The 18,561-nt window shown below is 45.9% G+C and carries 13 protein-coding genes; 2 read left to right on the top strand and 11 right to left on the bottom strand.

Annotation, left to right across the window (positions count from 1 at the left end):
• Positions 1–13 precede the first annotated feature (13 nt).
• The 4 genes from OCV99_RS01345 to ftsH form a co-directional block, all read right to left on the bottom strand.
• Positions 14–952, bottom strand: a complete 939-nt coding sequence (locus OCV99_RS01345) for an ROK family glucokinase (RefSeq protein ID WP_158367413.1) — start codon at positions 950–952, stop codon at positions 14–16.
• Positions 953–962: 10 nt separating this feature from the next.
• Positions 963–1,886, bottom strand: coding sequence for an HPr(Ser) kinase/phosphatase (hprK, locus tag OCV99_RS01340; protein WP_158367411.1), 924 nt, complete (start codon positions 1,884–1,886; stop codon positions 963–965).
• Positions 1,887–1,986: 100 nt separating this feature from the next.
• Positions 1,987–3,825: an excinuclease ABC subunit UvrC gene (uvrC, locus tag OCV99_RS01335; protein WP_158367757.1), complete on the bottom strand. Its 1,839-nt coding sequence runs from the start codon at positions 3,823–3,825 to the stop codon at positions 1,987–1,989.
• Between the two features lie 93 nt (positions 3,826–3,918).
• On the bottom strand, positions 3,919–5,820 hold the full coding sequence (ftsH, locus tag OCV99_RS01330; RefSeq protein WP_158367409.1) for an ATP-dependent zinc metalloprotease FtsH: 1,902 nt from the start codon (positions 5,818–5,820) through the stop codon (positions 3,919–3,921).
• 171 nt (positions 5,821–5,991) lie between these two features.
• Here ftsH and OCV99_RS01325 point away from each other — a divergent pair, with 171 nt between their 5' ends.
• Together OCV99_RS01325 and OCV99_RS01320 are read left to right on the top strand one after the other, a co-directional pair.
• On the top strand, positions 5,992–7,485 hold the full coding sequence (locus OCV99_RS01325; protein ID WP_158367407.1) for a DUF1846 domain-containing protein: 1,494 nt from the start codon (positions 5,992–5,994) through the stop codon (positions 7,483–7,485).
• Between the two features lie 45 nt (positions 7,486–7,530).
• Positions 7,531–9,138 carry a CTP synthase gene (locus OCV99_RS01320; RefSeq protein WP_158367405.1) on the top strand — a complete coding sequence of 536 codons (1,608 nt, stop codon included), beginning with the start codon at positions 7,531–7,533 and terminating at the stop codon, positions 9,136–9,138.
• 80 nt (positions 9,139–9,218) lie between these two features.
• Here OCV99_RS01320 and hemW read toward each other — a convergent pair whose 3' ends face one another.
• From hemW to OCV99_RS01285, 7 genes are read right to left on the bottom strand one after another with little or no spacing between them, the layout of a single operon-like run.
• A complete protein-coding gene (gene hemW / locus OCV99_RS01315) occupies positions 9,219–10,454 on the bottom strand; it encodes a radical SAM family heme chaperone HemW (protein WP_158367403.1) in 1,236 nt (411 codons plus the stop codon).
• A 12-nt stretch (positions 10,455–10,466) separates the two neighbouring features.
• Positions 10,467–12,281: a translation elongation factor 4 gene (lepA, locus tag OCV99_RS01310; protein WP_158367401.1), complete on the bottom strand. Its 1,815-nt coding sequence runs from the start codon at positions 12,279–12,281 to the stop codon at positions 10,467–10,469.
• A gap of 2 nt (positions 12,282–12,283) precedes the next feature.
• Positions 12,284–13,270, bottom strand: a complete 987-nt coding sequence (holA, locus tag OCV99_RS01305) for a DNA polymerase III subunit delta (protein WP_158367756.1) — start codon at positions 13,268–13,270, stop codon at positions 12,284–12,286.
• Positions 13,254–15,509: a DNA internalization-related competence protein ComEC/Rec2 gene (locus tag OCV99_RS01300; RefSeq protein WP_158367399.1), complete on the bottom strand. Its 2,256-nt coding sequence runs from the start codon at positions 15,507–15,509 to the stop codon at positions 13,254–13,256. Before OCV99_RS01300 ends, holA begins: the two co-directional genes overlap by 17 nt.
• Before the next feature lie 2 nt (positions 15,510–15,511).
• Positions 15,512–16,435 carry a GerMN domain-containing protein gene (locus OCV99_RS01295; protein ID WP_158367397.1) on the bottom strand — a complete coding sequence of 308 codons (924 nt, stop codon included), beginning with the start codon at positions 16,433–16,435 and terminating at the stop codon, positions 15,512–15,514.
• Between the two features lie 11 nt (positions 16,436–16,446).
• Positions 16,447–17,913 (bottom strand): sensor histidine kinase, encoded by a 1,467-nt coding sequence (locus OCV99_RS01290; protein ID WP_158367396.1) that lies wholly within the window; start codon positions 17,911–17,913, stop codon positions 16,447–16,449.
• A complete protein-coding gene (locus OCV99_RS01285) occupies positions 17,870–18,559 on the bottom strand; it encodes a response regulator transcription factor (RefSeq protein WP_158367394.1) in 690 nt (229 codons plus the stop codon). The genes OCV99_RS01290 and OCV99_RS01285 overlap by 44 nt, the downstream gene beginning before the upstream one ends.
• Positions 18,560–18,561 lie beyond the last annotated feature (2 nt).

Below are 18,561 nucleotides of genomic sequence, written 5' to 3'. Positions count from 1 at the left end.
TCATCTGTCTATATTACTCATCAAGAACTAATTTTGCGGCTCCATATATTCCCGCATCATTTCCAAGCATAGCTAATGCAAATTCCGTATTCTGGTTTGCAAAAAAGGCTCTTTCCCGAAAGGGCTTTTCAATGAAGGGGAGCAATACCTCTCCCGCCCTGGAGACGCCTCCGCCGATTACGATTACTGCCGGGTCAAAGATAACTGCAATATTTGCCAGCGCATGTCCCAGATATACACCAAATTCTTCCGCTATTTTAATTGCTACTTCATCTTTCTTCTTCACCGCGTCAAAAACTGTCTTTGCACTAATATCTTCCCTGTTTAAAATCGTTTGTTCATGATACTTGGCAAGCCGCCTTCTCGCTAATCTCGCAATTCCCGTCGCTGATGCATACTGTTCAAGACACCCGGTCTTTCCACATCCGCACTTCTCTTTTTCCTCGTAATTCACACAGATGTGCCCAATCTCTCCGCCAGCGCCATTCTCACCTACTACAATTCTGCCATTATGGATAATTCCACCGCCTACGCCGGTCCCTAAAGTAACCATAACCACATTCTTCCGTCCCTGGCCGCCGCCCATCCACATTTCACCAAGAGCGGCTACATTGGCATCGTTGCCGGCTCTTACTTCTAGCCCGGACAACAATTTGCTAAGCTCTCCCTTCACATCCTTATATCCCCAGCCAAGATTAGCGGTATTCTGCACAATACCTTCGCTATTTACAGGCGCCGGAATACCCACGCCCACTCCTAATACCTGACCTGCCGTAATGTCTCTTTCGTCCATCTCTCGAAGGATAGATTCCGCCACATCGGGAAGAATTCTCTCTCCCTCATTCTGCGTCTGTGTTTTAATCTCCCACTTGTGAATCAGCTCACCTTCCGCCGAAAACAATCCCATCTTCACGGTAGTACCGCCAATATCCACTCCAAAACAATATTCCATATCCAATCCTCTACTTATTAATCAAATTCTGCTGAACTCTTCTATAAAGCTCCTGAGCCGCATTGTATCCCATCTTCTTCTGCCTGTGGTTGATTGCCGCCGTCTCGACAATGATCGCCAGATTTCTTCCGGGACGGATTGGCAGTGAATAGCATACCACTTTGTTTCCCAGAAATTCTGTGTACTGTTCCTCCAGACCCAGACGGTCGTATTCCTTATCTTTATTCCAGTCTTCCAACGTAATAACCATGTCTATATTCTGTGTTTCTTTTACGCTGAGCACACCGAACAACGTCTTAACATCTACAATTCCAATTCCCCGAAGTTCAATCAGATGCTTCGTAATATCGGGGGCATTTCCCACCAGCGTATCATCACTGACCTTGTGTATCTCTACCACATCGTCACTGACAAGACGATGGCCTCTCTTAATCAATTCCAGCGCTGCTTCGCTCTTTCCGATTCCGCTTTCACCCATAATCAAGACGCCCACACCATAAACATCCACCAACACACCATGTATCGAAATACACGGAGCCAGCTCAACATTCAGCCAGCGGATTAATTCTGCAGTAAAAGCAGATGTCTTTACATTTGTTGAAAAAACAGGAACCTGCCTCTCATTTGCCTTCTCCAAAAGCATCGGCTCCGGCTGCAGGTCTCTGCAGAATACGATGCAGGGAATCTGATAAGACAGCAGCGTATCGTATATCCTCTCCTTCTCTTTTTCATCCACTGTCTTTAAAAAGGTATATTCCACATATCCGATAATCTGTACCCTCTTATAATCAAAATGTTCAAAAAAACCTGTCAGCTGCAGCGCAGGCCTGTTTGTGTCAGGTACTCCCACCGCCCGGTCCTCCAATGATACATCCGGAGTCAGATTCTTTAAATTCATCTTTTCCACGATCTTTTGCATTTCAACTTTCGCCATGATTATTTTCCTTTCTTTTCTGCATTCGCCGCTCTTCTCCAACATACTGCTTCTGCCGCTTTGTACCGTCAGCCACGGCTCCTGTCCTCATCTTACCACATTAATGGAAAAACTTATATACCTCTTGTGCAGATTTTTCATTCATACTGGGCAGTTTTTTTAATTCCTCTACCTCAGCGCTCTTTATTGCATCCAGATTCTGGAAATGCCGCATAAGGTCTTTCCGCCTTGCAGGCCCGACACCTGGTATGTCATCCAAAACAGAATGAATCTGCCCCTGGCTTCTCAGCTTACGATGAAACTCAATTGCAAACCTGTGTGCCTCATCCTGAATTCGTGTAATCAGCTTAAAGCCCTCGGAGTTCTTGTCTATCGGGATTTCTCTATTCTGATAATATAAGCCTCTCGTCCGGTGGTTGTCATCCTTCACCATCCCACAGACCGGAATATGAAGTCCCAGCTTTTCCAGAACCTGAAGCGCCACATTCACCTGACCTTTTCCGCCGTCCATCAGAATCAGGTCCGGAAAAGCCTGGAAACTTCCCATATCCTTTCCTTCCTTCTGGTCATTCAATCCATGCTGAAATCTTCTGGTTAATACCTCATTCATACTTGCGTAATCATCCGGTCCCTGCACACTTTTTATCTTAAATTTGCGGTAATCATTCCGCTTCGGCTTTCCTTTTTCATAAACCACCATGGAACCAACCGAGGCAAAACCGCTGATATTGGAAATATCATAAGCCTCCATCCTTACAACCCTTTCCAGCCCAAGCAATTTTTCAATTTCTTTTACTGCTCCTATCGTACGTCCTTCTTCTCTCTTCAGCCGTTCCTTATCCTTACTAAGGACCAATCGGGCATTTTCCCCTGCTAACTCCACTAATTTTTCTTTAGTACCTTTCTTGGGTACTTTAATATGAACCTTATGTCCCCGCTTCCCGGAAAGCCATTCTTCCAGCAAAGCTGCGTCCTCCACCTCCTCCGGCAGCATAAGTTCCGCCGGAATATAGGGTGTTCCGGCATAAAACTGTTTCAAAAAACTGGATAGGATTTCACTAGTCGACTCTTCTCCGGTCAATCTCAGATAAAAATGATCCCGCCCAATCAGGCGGCCGCCGCGAATAAAAAACACCTGAACCACTGCGTCTGTATTTTCTACAGCAACCGCCAGAATATCTCTATCCTCTCCTGCTGTGTCCGTAATTTTCTGCTTCTGTGCTATTTTTTGCACACTGCCAATCAACTCCCGGTATTCGATTGCCTTTTCAAATTCCATCGCCTCAGAAGCATCTGTCATCTTCTTTTCCAGATTTTTCAGAACACCATCGTAATTTCCATTCAAAAAGGACAACACTTCATCAATTGCCTTTCTGTAATCTTCCTGCGAAATATATCCCTGACACGGTGCCTTACACTGATGAATGTGATAATTCAAACAAGGCCTCTCTTTTCCAATATCTCTTGGCAGCCTTCTGCTGCAGCTTCTAATATTATAAAGTTTTCTGATTAACTCTATTGTGTCTTTTACAGCTCCGGCACTGGTATAAGGTCCAAAATACTTCGCCTTATCCTTCACAATTCTGCGCGCCAGCATAATTCTTGGAAAAGGCTCGTCGACAGTTACTTTGATAAATGGATAAGCCTTATCATCCATCAGCATCGTATTATACTTAGGTCTGTGCTCCTTAATCAGATTACATTCCAACACCAGCGCTTCCAGCTCGGAATCTGTCACAATATACTCAAACCTGGCAATATGTGTTACCATCTGTTCAATTTTGACGCCCTTATTTCTGCTGCTCTGGAAATACTGGCGGACACGGTTCTTTAAACTGATTGCTTTTCCTACATAGATAATCTCATCTTTCTCATCATGCATGAGATAGACGCCCGGTCTACCGGGCAATTTCTTCAACTCCTCCTGAATATCAAACATACCAATTTCCTTCCCGCCTACATCCTGCTGCTCTTTTCCCACTGCCTAAAACTCCCGCCCCTGAAATAAAGGGACGGGAGTTTTATACATTTCCTATATTGTTTTCATGCCAATACGCTCTTCCGGCTCTTTCTTCTCCTCCGGATCAATGCCCTCGACTTTATGAAATATCTCCATAAATTCCTTGCCTGTAATGGTCTCTTTCTCAATCAGAAATGCCGCAATCTTGTCAAGCGATTCTCTGTGCTCGCCAAGAAGCCTCTTCGCCTCCTCGTAAGCCTTCTTCAGCATCTTCATAACTTCCTCATCAATCTCAGAGGCAGTCTTCTCACCGCAATTCATAACTGCCCTTCCATCCAGATATCGATTCTGGATAGATTCCAGTCCTATCAGTCCGAACCGGTCGCTCATACCATATTGCGTAATCATTTCTCTTGCAATCTTCGTCGCCTTTTCAATATCATTAGAAGCTCCTGTCGTAACCGTATCAAATACAATCTCCTCTGCCGCCCGGCCTGCCAGCATCCCCACCAGCATCGCCTCCAGCTCTTTCTTCGTATTCAGGAACTTCTCTTCTTCCGGCGTCTGCATCACATATCCAAGCGCTCCCATAGTTCTTGGTACAATTGTAATCTTCTGTACCGGCTCCGCATCCTTCTGCAAAGCACTTACCAGTGCATGTCCTACCTCATGATAGGAAACAATCCGCCGCTCTTCCTGGCTCATAATGCGGTCTTTCTTTTCCTTACCTACCAGCACTACTTCTACCGCCTCAAACAGATCACTCTGGGATACAGCATTCCGTCCATGCTTAACAGCATTGATTGCCGCCTCATTAATCATATTCGCAAGATCAGATCCGACAGCACCGGATGTTGCAAGCGCAATCGCCTCCAAATCAACCGTCTCATCCATGCGCACATCCTTGGAATGCACTTTCAGTACGTCAATACGTCCCTTCAGATCAGGACGTTCCACAATAATTCTTCTGTCAAACCGCCCCGGACGCAAAAGCGCCGGATCCAGAATCTCCGGACGGTTAGTCGCCGCCAGCAAAAGCAAGCCTTTATTCGTATCAAAGCCATCCATCTCTGCCAGAAGCTGGTTCAGCGTCTGCTCACGCTCATCATTTCCTCCCAATTGATTATCACGGCTCTTACCAATTGCATCAATCTCATCGATAAATATAATACATGGCGCCATCTGCTGTGCCTGTTTAAACAGGTCTCTCACTCGCGACGCTCCAACACCTACGTACATTTCCACAAAAGCAGATCCTGACAAAGAAAAGAACGGAACCTTTGCCTCGCCTGCAACTGCCTTCGCAAGCAGCGTCTTACCGGTTCCCGGAGGCCCCACCAAAAGCGCTCCCTTAGGCAGCTTCGCCCCCACGCCGGTATATTTGCCCGGATTGTGCAGAAAATCCACAACTTCCTGCAGGGATTCCTTCGCTTCGTCCTGGCCTGCCACGTCCTTGAAGGTAACTCCGGTTTCCTTCTCTACATACATCTTGGCATTGCTTTTTCCAATGCCCATCATGCCGCCGCCTTTCGACATCTTCCTTGTCATCCATACAAAGAATCCCGCTATCAGGACAATAGGCAGAAACGTAAGAAGCACATTTAAAATAATAGCTGATGTAGCATCCGGAATTTCCTGTGTAAATTCAACGCCTGCATCTTCCAGCCTTTCCACCAGCTTATCATCATTGATGATTCCGGTATAATATTGTCTGGAAAAATTACTTCCTGCCTGTTTCTTCTCCGTAATTGTGATCTGATCACTGCTAATCGTAACCTTATCTACCTTTCCGTCATCAATCATCTTCAGGAATTCATTGTAAGTAATCTCCTGTGCATTCGTTGCTCCCTGAAATTGATACAGAGCAAGAACCAGTATCGCTGTAAGCAATGTCACAAGAATAATAAACGGGAATCCCTGTCGGTTATCCTGATTCGGCTTCTTATTTCTATTCTGATTATTTTGATTATCCATATTTCTCCTCCTAGTATTTTAGTGCCGACACATCCTGACACTACCATTTTATTATACGGACAGCCTCATTTAAAATCAATAAAAACAAGCAAAAACATTATGAAAAGATTGTAAACTGGCCTTATAATGTAGTATACTTATTTTAATTTGAGGAATACGAGGGAGTTACAAATGAATATTGGATTTGACAACGAAAAATATCTTAACATGCAATCCGCACACATCCGTGAGCGGATTAATCAATTTGATAACAAATTATATCTGGAATTCGGCGGAAAACTATTTGACGACTACCATGCCTCAAGAGTTCTTCCCGGCTTTTGCCCGGACAGCAAACTCCGGCTGCTGAAAGAACTTTCCGACCAGGCTGAAATCGTTATTGTCATCAGCGCCGGAGACATTGAGAAGAATAAAATCCGCGGAGATCTGGGAATCACCTACGATTCTGATGTATTAAGACTTATGGAAGCCTATACCAACAACGGACTTTATGTAAGCAGCGTCGTTATCACGCAGTACACCGGCCAGAGCAGTGCAGATCTGTTCAAGTCCCGCTTAGAGCGGCTGGGAATCCGGGTATATATCCACTATATGATTCCGGGCTATCCCAGCAATGTCCCATTAATTGTCAGCGACGACGGCTATGGAAAGAACGACTATATCGAAACCACGCGGCCATTGGTAGTCATTACCGCTCCCGGCCCCGGAAGCGGCAAAATGGCCACCTGCCTGTCGCAGCTTTATCATGAGCACAAGCGTGGAATCCGCGCCGGATATGCAAAGTTCGAGACCTTCCCCATCTGGAATATCCCGCTGAAGCATCCGGTAAACCTTGCCTATGAGGCTGCAACCGCCGATCTGAATGACGTAAATATGATCGACCCTTTCCACCTGGAAGCTTATGGAAAAACTACGGTCAACTACAACCGGGATGTAGAGATTTTCCCTGTGCTCCGTGCAACATTTGAACGGATTTACGGGAAAAGCCCTTACAACTCCCCTACCGATATGGGTGTAAACATGGCCGGAAACTGCATCTGCAATGACGAGATATGCCAAAAGGCTTCCTGCCAGGAAATCATCCGCAGATATTATGACGCACTTCGCCGTCTTCTGATTGGATCCTGCTCCGAAGAAGAAGTCTATAAGATAGAAATGCTGATGAACCAGGCAGGAATTACAGTACACGACCGCCCCGTCGTAGATGCCGCCCTTGCCTGTGCCGAAAGGACAGGCGGTCCTGCAGCGGCACTTGAACTTCCCGACGGACGGATCATCACAGGAAAGACTTCCAAACTGCTGGGAGCTTCTGCGGCGCTTCTTTTGAATGCCCTGAAGGAGCTGGCCGGCATTGACCATGAAAAGCATGTAATCTCTCCTGACGCCATCGAGCCAATCCAAAAGCTCAAAGTAAACTATCTGGGGAGTAAAAACCCCAGGCTCCATACTGACGAAGTGCTGATTGCCTTGTCCGTCAGTGCGGCAATGGATAAATATGCACAACTTGCCCTGGAACAGCTTCCCAAACTAAAGGGATGCCAGGCTCATACTTCTGTTATGGTAAGCTCTGTTGATATGAAACAATTTAAAAAGCTGTCCATCCAGGCAACATTTGAAGCAAAGTATGAAAAAAAAGCTGTATTTTTTAGAAAAAAAGTTGTATAATACTGTTTTTAAAAAGGCGGAAATCATTCACACAAGGAGGCAATTATGGCAGTAAAATACGTATTTGTTACAGGCGGTGTAGTATCAGGACTAGGAAAAGGCATTACAGCGGCATCATTAGGGCGCCTTCTGAAAGCCCGTGGTTACACGGTGACTATGCAGAAATTCGATCCTTACATCAATATTGACCCGGGAACGATGAATCCGGTGCAGCACGGAGAAGTATTTGTCACCGATGACGGTGCCGAGACAGACTTAGACCTGGGACATTACGAGCGATTTATTGACGAAAGCCTGAGCAAGAATTCCAATGTAACCACCGGCAAGATTTACTGGTCCGTCCTGCAGAAGGAACGGCGCGGGGATTTTGGCGGAGGAACCGTTCAGGTTATCCCTCACATTACCAACGAAATCAAAGACCGTTTCTACCGCAACCCGGCAGCAACGGATACAGAAATTGCCATTATCGAAGTAGGCGGAACGGTAGGAGACATTGAAAGCCAGCCATTTCTGGAGGCAATCCGGCAGTTCCAGCATGAAAAGGGACATGAAAATGTTATTTTAATCCATGTCACCCTGATTCCTTACCTGCGCGCCTCCCAGGAAATGAAAACGAAACCGACGCAGGCCAGCGTAAAAGATCTTCAGGGAATGGGGATTCAGCCGGATGTGATTGTATGCCGTTCAGAATATCCTCTGGGCAACGGCATAAAAGACAAGATTGCACTATTCTGTAATGTACCTGCCAACCATGTACTGCAGAACCTGGATGTAGAGTATCTCTATGAAGCGCCTCTGGCGATGGAGAAAGAAAACCTGGCAGGGGTTGTCTGTGAATGCCTTCATTTAGACTGTCCGGAACCGGATCTGAAAGACTGGGCTGAAATGGTAGACTACCTGCGTCATCCGAATACGGAAGTCACCATTGCCCTTGTAGGAAAATATATCCAGCTTCACGATGCATATATCAGCGTCGTCGAAGCCCTCAAGCACGGCGGTATTTTCAGCCATGCCACCGTTAATATTAAATGGGTGGATTCTGAAACGGTAACTGCAGATAACGTGGAAGAGATTTTGGGCGATGTAAGCGGCATCCTCGTCCCGGGCGGATTCGGCGACCGCGGCATTGACGGCAAAATCGAAGCAATCCGCTACGCCAGAACCCACCAAGTTCCCTTCCTGGGCCTGTGTCTCGGTATGCAGCTTGCTATTGTGGAATTTGCACGCAATGTCATCGGCTACAACGACGCCCACAGCGTAGAGCTGGACTCCCAGACCACACATCCGGTCATCCATATTATGCCGGAACAGATTGGTATTGAAAATATCGGCGGAACCCTGCGTCTTGGCGCTTACCCATGTATCCTCGACAAGGATTCAAAAGCTTACAAATTATATGGAACAGAAGAAATCAAAGAACGCCACAGGCACCGCTATGAAGTAAATAACGACTACCGTGACGCTCTTACAGAGCATGGCATGATGCTCTCCGGACTGTCCCCAGACGGAAGAATCGTTGAGATGATAGAGATACCGGAACACCCCTGGTTCATTGCTACCCAGGCACATCCCGAATTGAAATCCAGACCAAACAGGCCACATCCATTATTTAAGGGATTCGTGGAAGCTGCGCTGGCACACAAGGGCGCATAAAAATTTGATTTTTAACAAATACAGATAAACTGTTACATTTATTTATGCGTGACAGTTTATCTGTATTTTTATAATAAAAGTCAAATAAATTCACTCATTACATAATTACTGATATCTATCCCTCTCTCCGTAAGACGGATGAAATCTCCTTCACACTCTAACAGACCTTTTTCACACAAATCAGGAATCTGGTCTGCATAAACTTTCTCCACAGGCTCATGAAACGTCCGCAGGAAGCGCTCCTTCGAAATTCCCTCCATCTTCCTCAGCCCAAGGAACATGAATTCTCCCATCTGTTCTTTTACACTTAACCGCTCTCCATCCTCTCTTGGGACCTTCACTTTACTTCCTGTAATACTCTCCGGTTCATTGACACAGATAAATTCCGGAACAATCTCTATCCCTTCCCCATATTTCCGGCAAAATTCTTCCACGGAGGCGTACTCATTCCACCTGACATTATCAATCAATGATGCGGCTCCCAGTCCGATTCCCAGATATTCCCGACGTTCCCAATAACCGAGGTTATGGCGGCACCGGAAACCTTCTTTTGCATAGTTGGATATTTCATAACGGCGATAACCGTATTCTTCCAGAATCCGCTTCGTTCTCTGATACATCTCCCGCTCTGCGTCCTCGTCCGGAAGCGCTGCACCCTCACCAGATAATACTGCCATTCCGCCCGATGCCGCACCTTCTTCCCCATATATCTCATAAAATGGCGTGCCTTCTTCGATTATCAGGCTATATGCGGAAATGTGCTCCGGCTCAAGCTCCGCCACCGTGCGCAGCGTATCTTCCCAGCTTTCCACCGTCTGTCCGGGTATGGCAGAAATCAAATCCACATTCACATTGTCAAATCCTGTCTTTCTAGCCATTACAAAGGTGTCAATGAAATCTTCGTACGTATGGATTCTTCCCAGCATCCTTAGCTCATGATTGTTGACAGACTGCAGACCGATGCTCAGGCGGTTTATCCCCACCTTTTGATACATTCTAAGCTTTTCTTCTGTCACCGTTCCCGGATTTAGCTCTGTGGTTATCTCGGCATCCTTATCCACCATAAATGTATCATAGACTGCGTCAAATATTTTCTCTGTCTGCCCCGCGTCAAGCACGGAGGGCGTCCCTCCTCCCAGGAAAATACTGACAACATGATAAGCCTTCGCAAGCGCACCGTAAGACCGGATTTTCCTGCAAAGGCTTTCCACATATTTCTGCCGCTCCCCTGCATCGGCAGGGGCAGACAGAAAATCACAATATTTACATTTTCTCACACAAAAGGGTATATGAATATACAACTCCAGTTCTCTCATATGACTCTCCCTTTATTTATCGTCCAGTTTCAGCACGCTCATAAATGCTTTCTGCGGGATTTCCACATTACCCACCTGGCGCATCCGCTTCTTTCCTTCCTTCTGTTTTTCCAAAAGCTTCTTCTTACGGGTAATATCACCGCCGTAACACTTGGCAAGCACATCCTTACGCATGGCTTTTACTGTCTCACGGGCAATAATCTTGCTGCCCACAGCCGCCTGAATCGGGATTTCAAAGAGCTGTCTCGGGATTTCTTCTTTCAATTTCTCGCACATCTTTCTTCCACGCTCGTATGCCGTTCCCGCATGCACGATAAAGGAAAGCGCATCCACTTCTTCCTTATTAATCAGGATATCCAGCTTCACAAGCTCAGACTGCTGATAGCCCAGCATCTCATAATCAAAGGAAGCATACCCTCTGGAACGGGATTTCAGTGCGTCAAAGAAATCATAGATAATTTCATTGAGCGGCAGATGGTAGCGGAGCACGGCTCTCGTCTCTTCGATATATTCCATTCCCTGATAAATGCCTCTGCGCTCCTGACACAGATCCATAATTGCGCCGATAAATTCAGAAGTAACCATAATCTCTGCTTTTACCATAGGTTCTTCCATATATTCAATCTCGGATGCATCCGGAAGATTGGTCGGATTCGTCAGGTCAATGACTTCGCCGTTTGTCTTATGCACTTTATAAATAACGCTGGGCGCTGTGGTTACCAGATCCAGATTATACTCTCTTTCCAGACGTTCCTGAATAATCTCCAGATGCAAAAGTCCCAGAAATCCGCAGCGGAACCCAAATCCCAAAGCGACCGAAGTCTCAGGCTCAAACTGTAGGGAAGCATCGTTTAGCTGAAGCTTCTCCAGGGCGTCTCTGAGATCAGGATATTTTGCTCCGTCCGCCGGATACATTCCGCAATATACCATCGGATTTACCTTTTTATATCCCGGCAGCGGCTCTGCACAAGGATTCTTATCGTTAGTAACCGTATCACCCACACGGGTATCCTTCACATTCTTCAAGCTGGCAGTTAGATAACCAACCATCCCCGCACTCAGCTCATCACAGGGGATAAACTGACCTGCGCCAAAATATCCTACTTCCACAACCTCCGCCGTTGCTCCCGTTGCCATCATGCGGATTGGCGTGCCTTTCTTCACGCTGCCTTCCTTAATTCTGCAAAACACAATCACGCCCTTATAGGAATCATATACAGAATCAAAGATCAACGCTTTCAGCGGAGCATCCGGATCTCCTTCCGGCGCCGGAATTTTCAACACAATTTGTTCCAGGACTTCTTCTACGTTCAGTCCGGTTTTCGCTGAAATGAGAGGGGCATCCTCCGCCTCAATCCCAATCACATCCTCAATTTCCTCTATCACCCGCTCCGGCTCTGCACTTGGCAGATCAATCTTATTGATTACCGGCATCACATCCAGGTCGTGATCTAGGGCAAGATATACATTTGCCAGGGTCTGTGCCTCCACCCCCTGTGCTGCATCTACCACAAGGATTGCACCATCGCAGGCGGCAAGGCTTCTGGACACTTCATAATTAAAATCCACATGTCCCGGCGTATCAATCAGGTTGAAGATATACTCCTCCCCATCCTTCGCCTTATATACCGTACGCACGGTCTGTGCCTTAATGGTAATTCCTCTCTCTCTTTCCAGCTCCATATTATCCAGAACCTGGGACTGCATCTCACGGCTGGTGAGAAGTCCTGTCATCTCAATAATACGGTCTGCCAATGTAGATTTGCCATGGTCTATATGGGCAATAATACAAAAATTTCTAATTTTACTCTGATCAATTCCTGCCAATTTCATCGCTCCTTTCCACTATACTTTACTATAAAAAGCTCAACGCTCATTCTGTCATTCAATCTTCCCGTCTTCACCCGTTCCTCCAGATCCGCCGCTTCTTCCAGAATCCTGCGCAGCTCACTGCCTGAAAACGCCTTACACTGGGAAATATACTTGCCCGCTACAAAAGGATGGAGTCCTGCCGCCTCTGCAATCTGCTTCTTCCCATACCCTTTTTTAGAAAGTTCCCGCACTTCCAGAAGCTGTTTAAACTGTCTGCTCAAAAGATAAAGGATGCGCATAGGTGGTTCCTTCAGCGCAAGCAGATCATAATAATAATTCAGCGCTGTCTTCTGCTTTTTCAATGCTACAGCCTCCACCATATCAAAAATCTTGTTCGTAATCTGAACCGTGCAGATCGCGTCAATATCTTCCCTGGTAATCTCTGTTTTGTCCATGGTATAACACAAAAGCTTCTCCAATTCCTTTTCCAGGTTCTCCATATCAGTTCCCGCTATAGAAAGCAGATAGCGGAGGGTAGATTCCTGTATCTGCTTTCCCTCCCGCCGCACCGTCCTGCCAAGCCAAATCAGCAGTGTCTTCTCATCCTGGCGCGTCATCTCCGCCACACGCCCTTTGTCCTTCACAGCTTTATACATCCTGCCGCGCTTATCCACTTCCTCTTCCACAAACAGGAAATGCGTAGTCTCTGGCATCGTCTTAATATAGTCTGCCAGCTCCGGCGCCGCATTTTTAAAGAAACCGGAATTTTCGATTACAATCAGCCTTCTCTCCGCAAAAAAGGGCATCGTCTCCGCCAGGTCAATAATTCCCGGAATACTGATTCCCTTTCCTTCATAATAGGCATAATTCATGGTATCTCCCTCCGGCAGCATGGCTTTCGTGAGACGGTCTTTATACTGTTTTTTTAAATAAGCCTCTTCTCCAAAAAGAAGGTATACATTCTTAAATTTTCCTGCCTTTATATCTTCATTCAAACTTTTCATAGCTTCCATTATACTTGAAAATTTCCGGCTTGGCTATAGTTTTTTCATCTGTTTTCAGAATAACCGCCCCTGTTTCTTTCGTACAGTATATCCGGCATCCCGCATTCTTAAGTCTTGCGATGGTCTCCTTTCCGGGATGTCCGTAACGATTTTCTTTTCCCGCTGAAATCAGGGCAACTTCCGGCTTTACTGCCGAAAGGAATTCTTCATCGGAGGAAAAATCAGAACCATGATGTGCCACTTTCAGAACATCATAATCTTTCTCATGATTCTGTGCAAGCCTTCTCTCTCCTTCCGCTCCCAGATCTCCCGTCAGAAGCATGTCAAAATATCCATAACGAATATCCAGCACCATGGAAGCCTCATTTCCCTTCTCGCCGGCATAATCTCTTTCCGGAAGGAGACAGGTAACTACAAGCCCCTCTGCCTCAATCTTATCTCCCTGCTTTAGAATCACCACCTTCGTCCCCTGCTCCACCGCTTTCCCTGCAAGCTCTTCCAGCCCTTCATCCCAGACGTTTTTCTCCGGCAGAACAAGACAATTCACCTTCACCCCCTGTTCCTGCCTCTCCAGTAACTGTTCAACTCCATTCCTGTGATCTGCATCCCCGTGGGAAATAAATACATAATCCAGGCACCCCGCTCCCCGGGCTTCCAGAAACGGTTCTATCCTGTATTTTCCTACCTGCTTCACATCACTGCTTCCACCGTCCACCAGCATACTGATTCCCTTCTCATTTCTCAGGAAAATACACTCTCCCTGCCCTACATCCAGCATCGTAACCTCCAGGTCATCATGTCTCACAGCCGGGCAGGTCAGAAAAATCAGCATAACGCCCAGAAAACCACCGGACAAAACCGCTGCTCTTCTTTCCACAAAAATCCTGTCCGATATGGCATCCTTTTCTTTTTTCCGGGAAAGCGCCGCTGCCACGCCAAGAAACAGCAACATGTAATACAGTACAATCCAGCATATTTTTGGCTGTCCGGTAATGATACGGTTCAAAGGGAGCTTCTCTGCCCCTTTGCATAAGACTTCATAAACCCACAGAATTTTGCTGCACACCTTTATAAACACCATTCCCACCGGAGGGCAGATACACACACAGGCGCTTCCCGCCATCCCTGCCGCCAGCAGGACACTCATAAGCGGAATGACTACCAGATTCAGGAAAACAGAATACAAAGGAATTTCATAGAAGTGATATAAAATCATAGGAAATGTTGCCAGATTAATACTAAAACTTGTTATAAATCCGTTTTTTAAGAAATTATTTGATTTCTTTTTTGAAGATAATAGAGGGCTGAGAACCATCATTCCTACTACGGCCCCAAAAGATAACTGAAACCCGGCATCATAGAAAGACAGGGGACGCCAAATAATGACTGTTAGCATGGCAGCCGCTATCGCGGTAGCCCCGTCGTAAACTCTCCCTGACATATCCGCTCCCACCCGAAACATATACATAATAACTGCCCGAAGGGCAGATACACTCACCCCTATCATCAAAATATAAAGCGCCATGAACAGGAGTCCCGCGCATCCCCCTGCCAGATAGGAACCGCTGCATTTTCGCAGAAGGCGGTAAATCACAGTTCCTGCAAAAGACAGATGCAGCCCCGAAATTGCAAGAATATGTGCAATTCCATTTTTCTGATAGAGTTCTTTCATCTCTTCTTCCATCCCTGACTTATCACCAAGAATCACAGCGCATAGAATACTGCCGTCTTCTTCCCCGGCATAAGAAATCAACACTTCTTTCCAATGCTCTCTGATATCCGCCAGTGCATTCCGAACAGGATACACGCCCCCGTTCGCGACTCTGACCGTATCACTCCATACAGAAACATGGATTTTCTGTTTCTGATAATAAAATTTTCTGTCAAAATTGCCGGGATTACCTGCCGGATCGAAATAAGAAACTTCTCCCTTCACTACAATCCGATTGCCAATGCCAATTCTTTCTTTTTCTTCATCATAAATAATCAACCTGGACTCTTTGAATGATTTTTCCTGATAATAAACAGATACATTTTTAAGATATAAGATCTGATAATCTGATTTCTGCTCTCTTCTGTATACCCGTCCCGCAGCAACCACGCTTCCGCCGTCCGGGACAGACCGTTCTATTTCGGAGGGTCCTGATATTCCAGGAAAATACCCTCCAAGAAAAAAAGTCACCACAAATAGAACGATAATAAAAGAAAGACATATAGTAAATAATTTTCTTTCTTTCAAAACTAATTGTTTTCCTCCACTACGTCAAGATTTCTTTCAATCGGCTTGCTGAGATCAACCACATCCTGAAACAGGACATTCGTATCCCCATTTACCGCTATCTGCACCTGATTTGCCGTTCCTCCCTCAATAATCGAATTGGCAAGAGAACTCAGGGCAACCGTGGGATCAATACTATAATTCGGCGACAGAAACCCTTCATTAAAATTCACATAACAGATTCCATCTCTCACCGATATGCCAAGGAGCTTTGTCTCCGACGGAATCGCCGCCTGCATTTCCTTGCTCCTGGGGCCTTTAATCAACTGCTCCACGATAACCTTTTCAATAGACATATTACTGTTATACCGCACCTTCATCGTCTCACTTACCAGCTTATCTCCGGAGGCGTTTACATAATAAAGCTTCAGGGACGCTTCCTGATAAGAATGTAGGCTGGCTCCCGCATTTTGCAGAAAATCTTCCTCCCGCATATACCCCACTTCCGTACCGTCGCTTCGTGTAAGCGTCTCGTCTCCCACATAAAACTTCACCAGATTCACATCCGCAATCTGCGTCAGTGATTGTACCACTGCTGCCCGGCAGAGCAGTTCTTCTGTCTTCTGCATCTTCCTGTAAGCTTCATTAAAATGTAAATCAAGCCTGCCATCCTCCAATGTAAAATCTATAACCTCCACGTCGGAAGGGATTGCAGACTTACAGTCTACAGACTGCTCCGGATTCTTCATTGCATCCAGTATATTGTCCACCTCTCCCAGCGGATTTTCACTGCTCCATGAACACACCTGCTTTATAAGATTCATTCCGTCCGTGCTCAGACAATATACATACTCTTCTCCGTCTTTCGGCTCCCGGCTCCTGCCGCACGCAGCAAGCAGAATAATTCCCAGGAACAAAGCAAGCATACGCCATATCTTTTTCCTCATATCCGCCCTCCTTACGCTGCATAGCTGATAGGGATCCGCACAGTAAATGTAGTACCTTCTCCCATCTGACTGTACACTTTAATAGAACCTCTGTGCATAACAACTGCATTCCTGGCAATCGCAAGCCCCAGCCCTGTTCCGCCGATTTCTCTGGAATGAGACTTATCCACCCGATAAAAACGCTCAAATATATGCTCCTGCGCTTCTTCCGGAATCCCCATTCCCGAATCAGCCACTTCTATATAGAAAAACTTGTGGTCTGCATTCAAAGAAACGTGCACCCAGCCATTTTCATTGTTATACTTAATTGCATTTTCAACCAGATTGGATACGGCAAGTGTCAGCTTCACTTCATCCACTTCTGCCGTAACCGGCCGGAAACTCTCATAAACCAGTTCAATATTCCTGACAGCTGCAATTGGACGCAGCCGTTTCAGGATCCGTTCCACCAGCTCATTAATATTCTCGGACTTTATATTAATCTCCGCAGCCGCTTTATCCATCTTAACCAATGACAACAGATCATTGATAATCTTGTCTTCTCTTTCAATTTCTTCTGACATGTCTGCCATAAACTCCTGGTACAGTTCCACGGGAGCGTCCTGCTGAGCCAGAAGCGAATCCGCAAGAACCTTCATAGATGTCAGAGGCGTCTTCAGCTCATGAGATACGTTCGCCACAAATTCCTGCCGGGAATCATTCAGCACTTTCTGCCTTCCCAGCATCTTATTAAATGCCTCCGAAATAAGATGGGTTTCTGTATAAGTATCCTCATGAAGATAATTATCATCGTATCCTTCTGTCACGTCCTCAATGGATTTAGTAATCCTGTCAAAAGGCCGCAGCATCTTCGTACCGACAAGAACCGCCAATATAATAATGACAAAAACCAGGATAACTTCTACAATGTTTGCTTTTCCTTCCAACACATCCATGGTAGCCACAATCGTATCTGTGGATACACTCACAAGTATTACGCCCAGTACCGCATCGCTGCCTTCTGCCGTAACGGGCATCGTTACTTCAATATAACTATTCTTGTCATCATACTGGCTGGTTCCCTTTCCGGCAAAGCTCTTTATTACATTTCCCGACACAATGGTTTTGCCTCTGTCAAGGTTATAGGTATCCTCTACAACCCGGAACTCGTTATCAATCACCATCACTCTGCCGCTGTATATATTAGATAACTGTATCAATTCTGCCTGAAGGATTTCCGAAGTGCCGTCTGCCAGATAATTAGAATTGCCCAGTGAATTACATAGAATCGTACATTGATTTTGTATTTCTGCTGTCCGAACGTCCACAGCTCTCTTCTCATAGCTTTCAAGAACAATCGCCTTCATGACAATACAGGGGAGAATTCCTACCAGCATCAGAATCAGGACGATACGGAGGCGGAGGCTCTTCAAAAACCGGAATTTCACAAACTTCTTAACCTCTAAAATAATAACCAACTCCCCACTTCGTGTACACATATTTCGGATCACTCGGATTCGTCTCAATCTTCTCTCTCAACCGCCGGATATGGACGTCAACAGTTCTTGCATCGCCCGGATATTCATATCCCCACACAATATTCAGAAGATTCTCTCTGCTGTACACTTTGTTTGGATTCATAGCAAGAAGCTCCAGAAGATCGAATTCCTTCGCTGTAAGATTGATTTCTTTTTCACCAATGAACACCCGTCTGCTCTCACAGTCAATCTTCATTTCACCTTTTACCAGGACTTTATCATCCCCGTCTCCATCTTTTTTCTTTCCGGTACGGCGCATAATTGCCTTAATCCTCGCCTTCACTTCCAGAATATTAAAAGGTTTTGTTATGTAATCATCTGCTCCATACTCCAGCCCCAGGATTTTATCCATATCGTCTCCTTTCGCTGTAAGCATGATAATCGGAACATCTGAATATTCCCGGATCTGCTGGCACACCGTAAAACCATCTGCCTTCGGAAGCATCACATCCAACAAAACAATGTCATACAGATTCTCTCTGGTAAGCTTCAGAGCTTCTTCCCCGTCGTAGGCACAGTCCACTTCCATCCCGTCCTGCTCCAGACTGAAACGGATTCCCTTCACGATTAACTTTTCATCATCTACAACCAACACTTTTTTACCCATAT

This window comes from Dorea acetigenes, assembly GCF_025567385.1.
GTDB lineage: Bacteria > Bacillota > Clostridia > Lachnospirales > Lachnospiraceae > Claveliimonas > Claveliimonas acetigenes.
The sequence above is the reverse complement of the archived record's forward strand: the minus strand, read 5'-3'. Positions and strand labels throughout refer to the sequence as shown.

Coding starts and splice junctions, on each gene's coding strand:
- OCV99_RS01285 (WP_158367394.1), bottom strand. CDS start 18,559: ATGGGTAAAAAAGTGTTGGTTGTAGATGATGAAAAGTTAATCGTGAAG.
- OCV99_RS01320 (WP_158367405.1), top strand. CDS start 7,531: ATGGCAGTAAAATACGTATTTGTTACAGGCGGTGTAGTATCAGGACTA.
- hemW (WP_158367403.1), bottom strand. CDS start 10,454: ATGAGAGAACTGGAGTTGTATATTCATATACCCTTTTGTGTGAGAAAA.
- ftsH (WP_158367409.1), bottom strand. CDS start 5,820: ATGGATAATCAAAATAATCAGAATAGAAATAAGAAGCCGAATCAGGAT.
- OCV99_RS01325 (WP_158367407.1), top strand. CDS start 5,992: ATGAATATTGGATTTGACAACGAAAAATATCTTAACATGCAATCCGCA.
- hprK (WP_158367411.1), bottom strand. CDS start 1,886: ATGGCGAAAGTTGAAATGCAAAAGATCGTGGAAAAGATGAATTTAAAG.
- holA (WP_158367756.1), bottom strand. CDS start 13,270: ATGAAAAGTTTGAATGAAGATATAAAGGCAGGAAAATTTAAGAATGTA.
- OCV99_RS01345 (WP_158367413.1), bottom strand. CDS start 952: ATGGAATATTGTTTTGGAGTGGATATTGGCGGTACTACCGTGAAGATG.
- OCV99_RS01295 (WP_158367397.1), bottom strand. CDS start 16,435: ATGAGGAAAAAGATATGGCGTATGCTTGCTTTGTTCCTGGGAATTATT.
- OCV99_RS01290 (WP_158367396.1), bottom strand. CDS start 17,913: ATGTGTACACGAAGTGGGGAGTTGGTTATTATTTTAGAGGTTAAGAAG.
- uvrC (WP_158367757.1), bottom strand. CDS start 3,825: ATGTTTGATATTCAGGAGGAGTTGAAGAAATTGCCCGGTAGACCGGGC.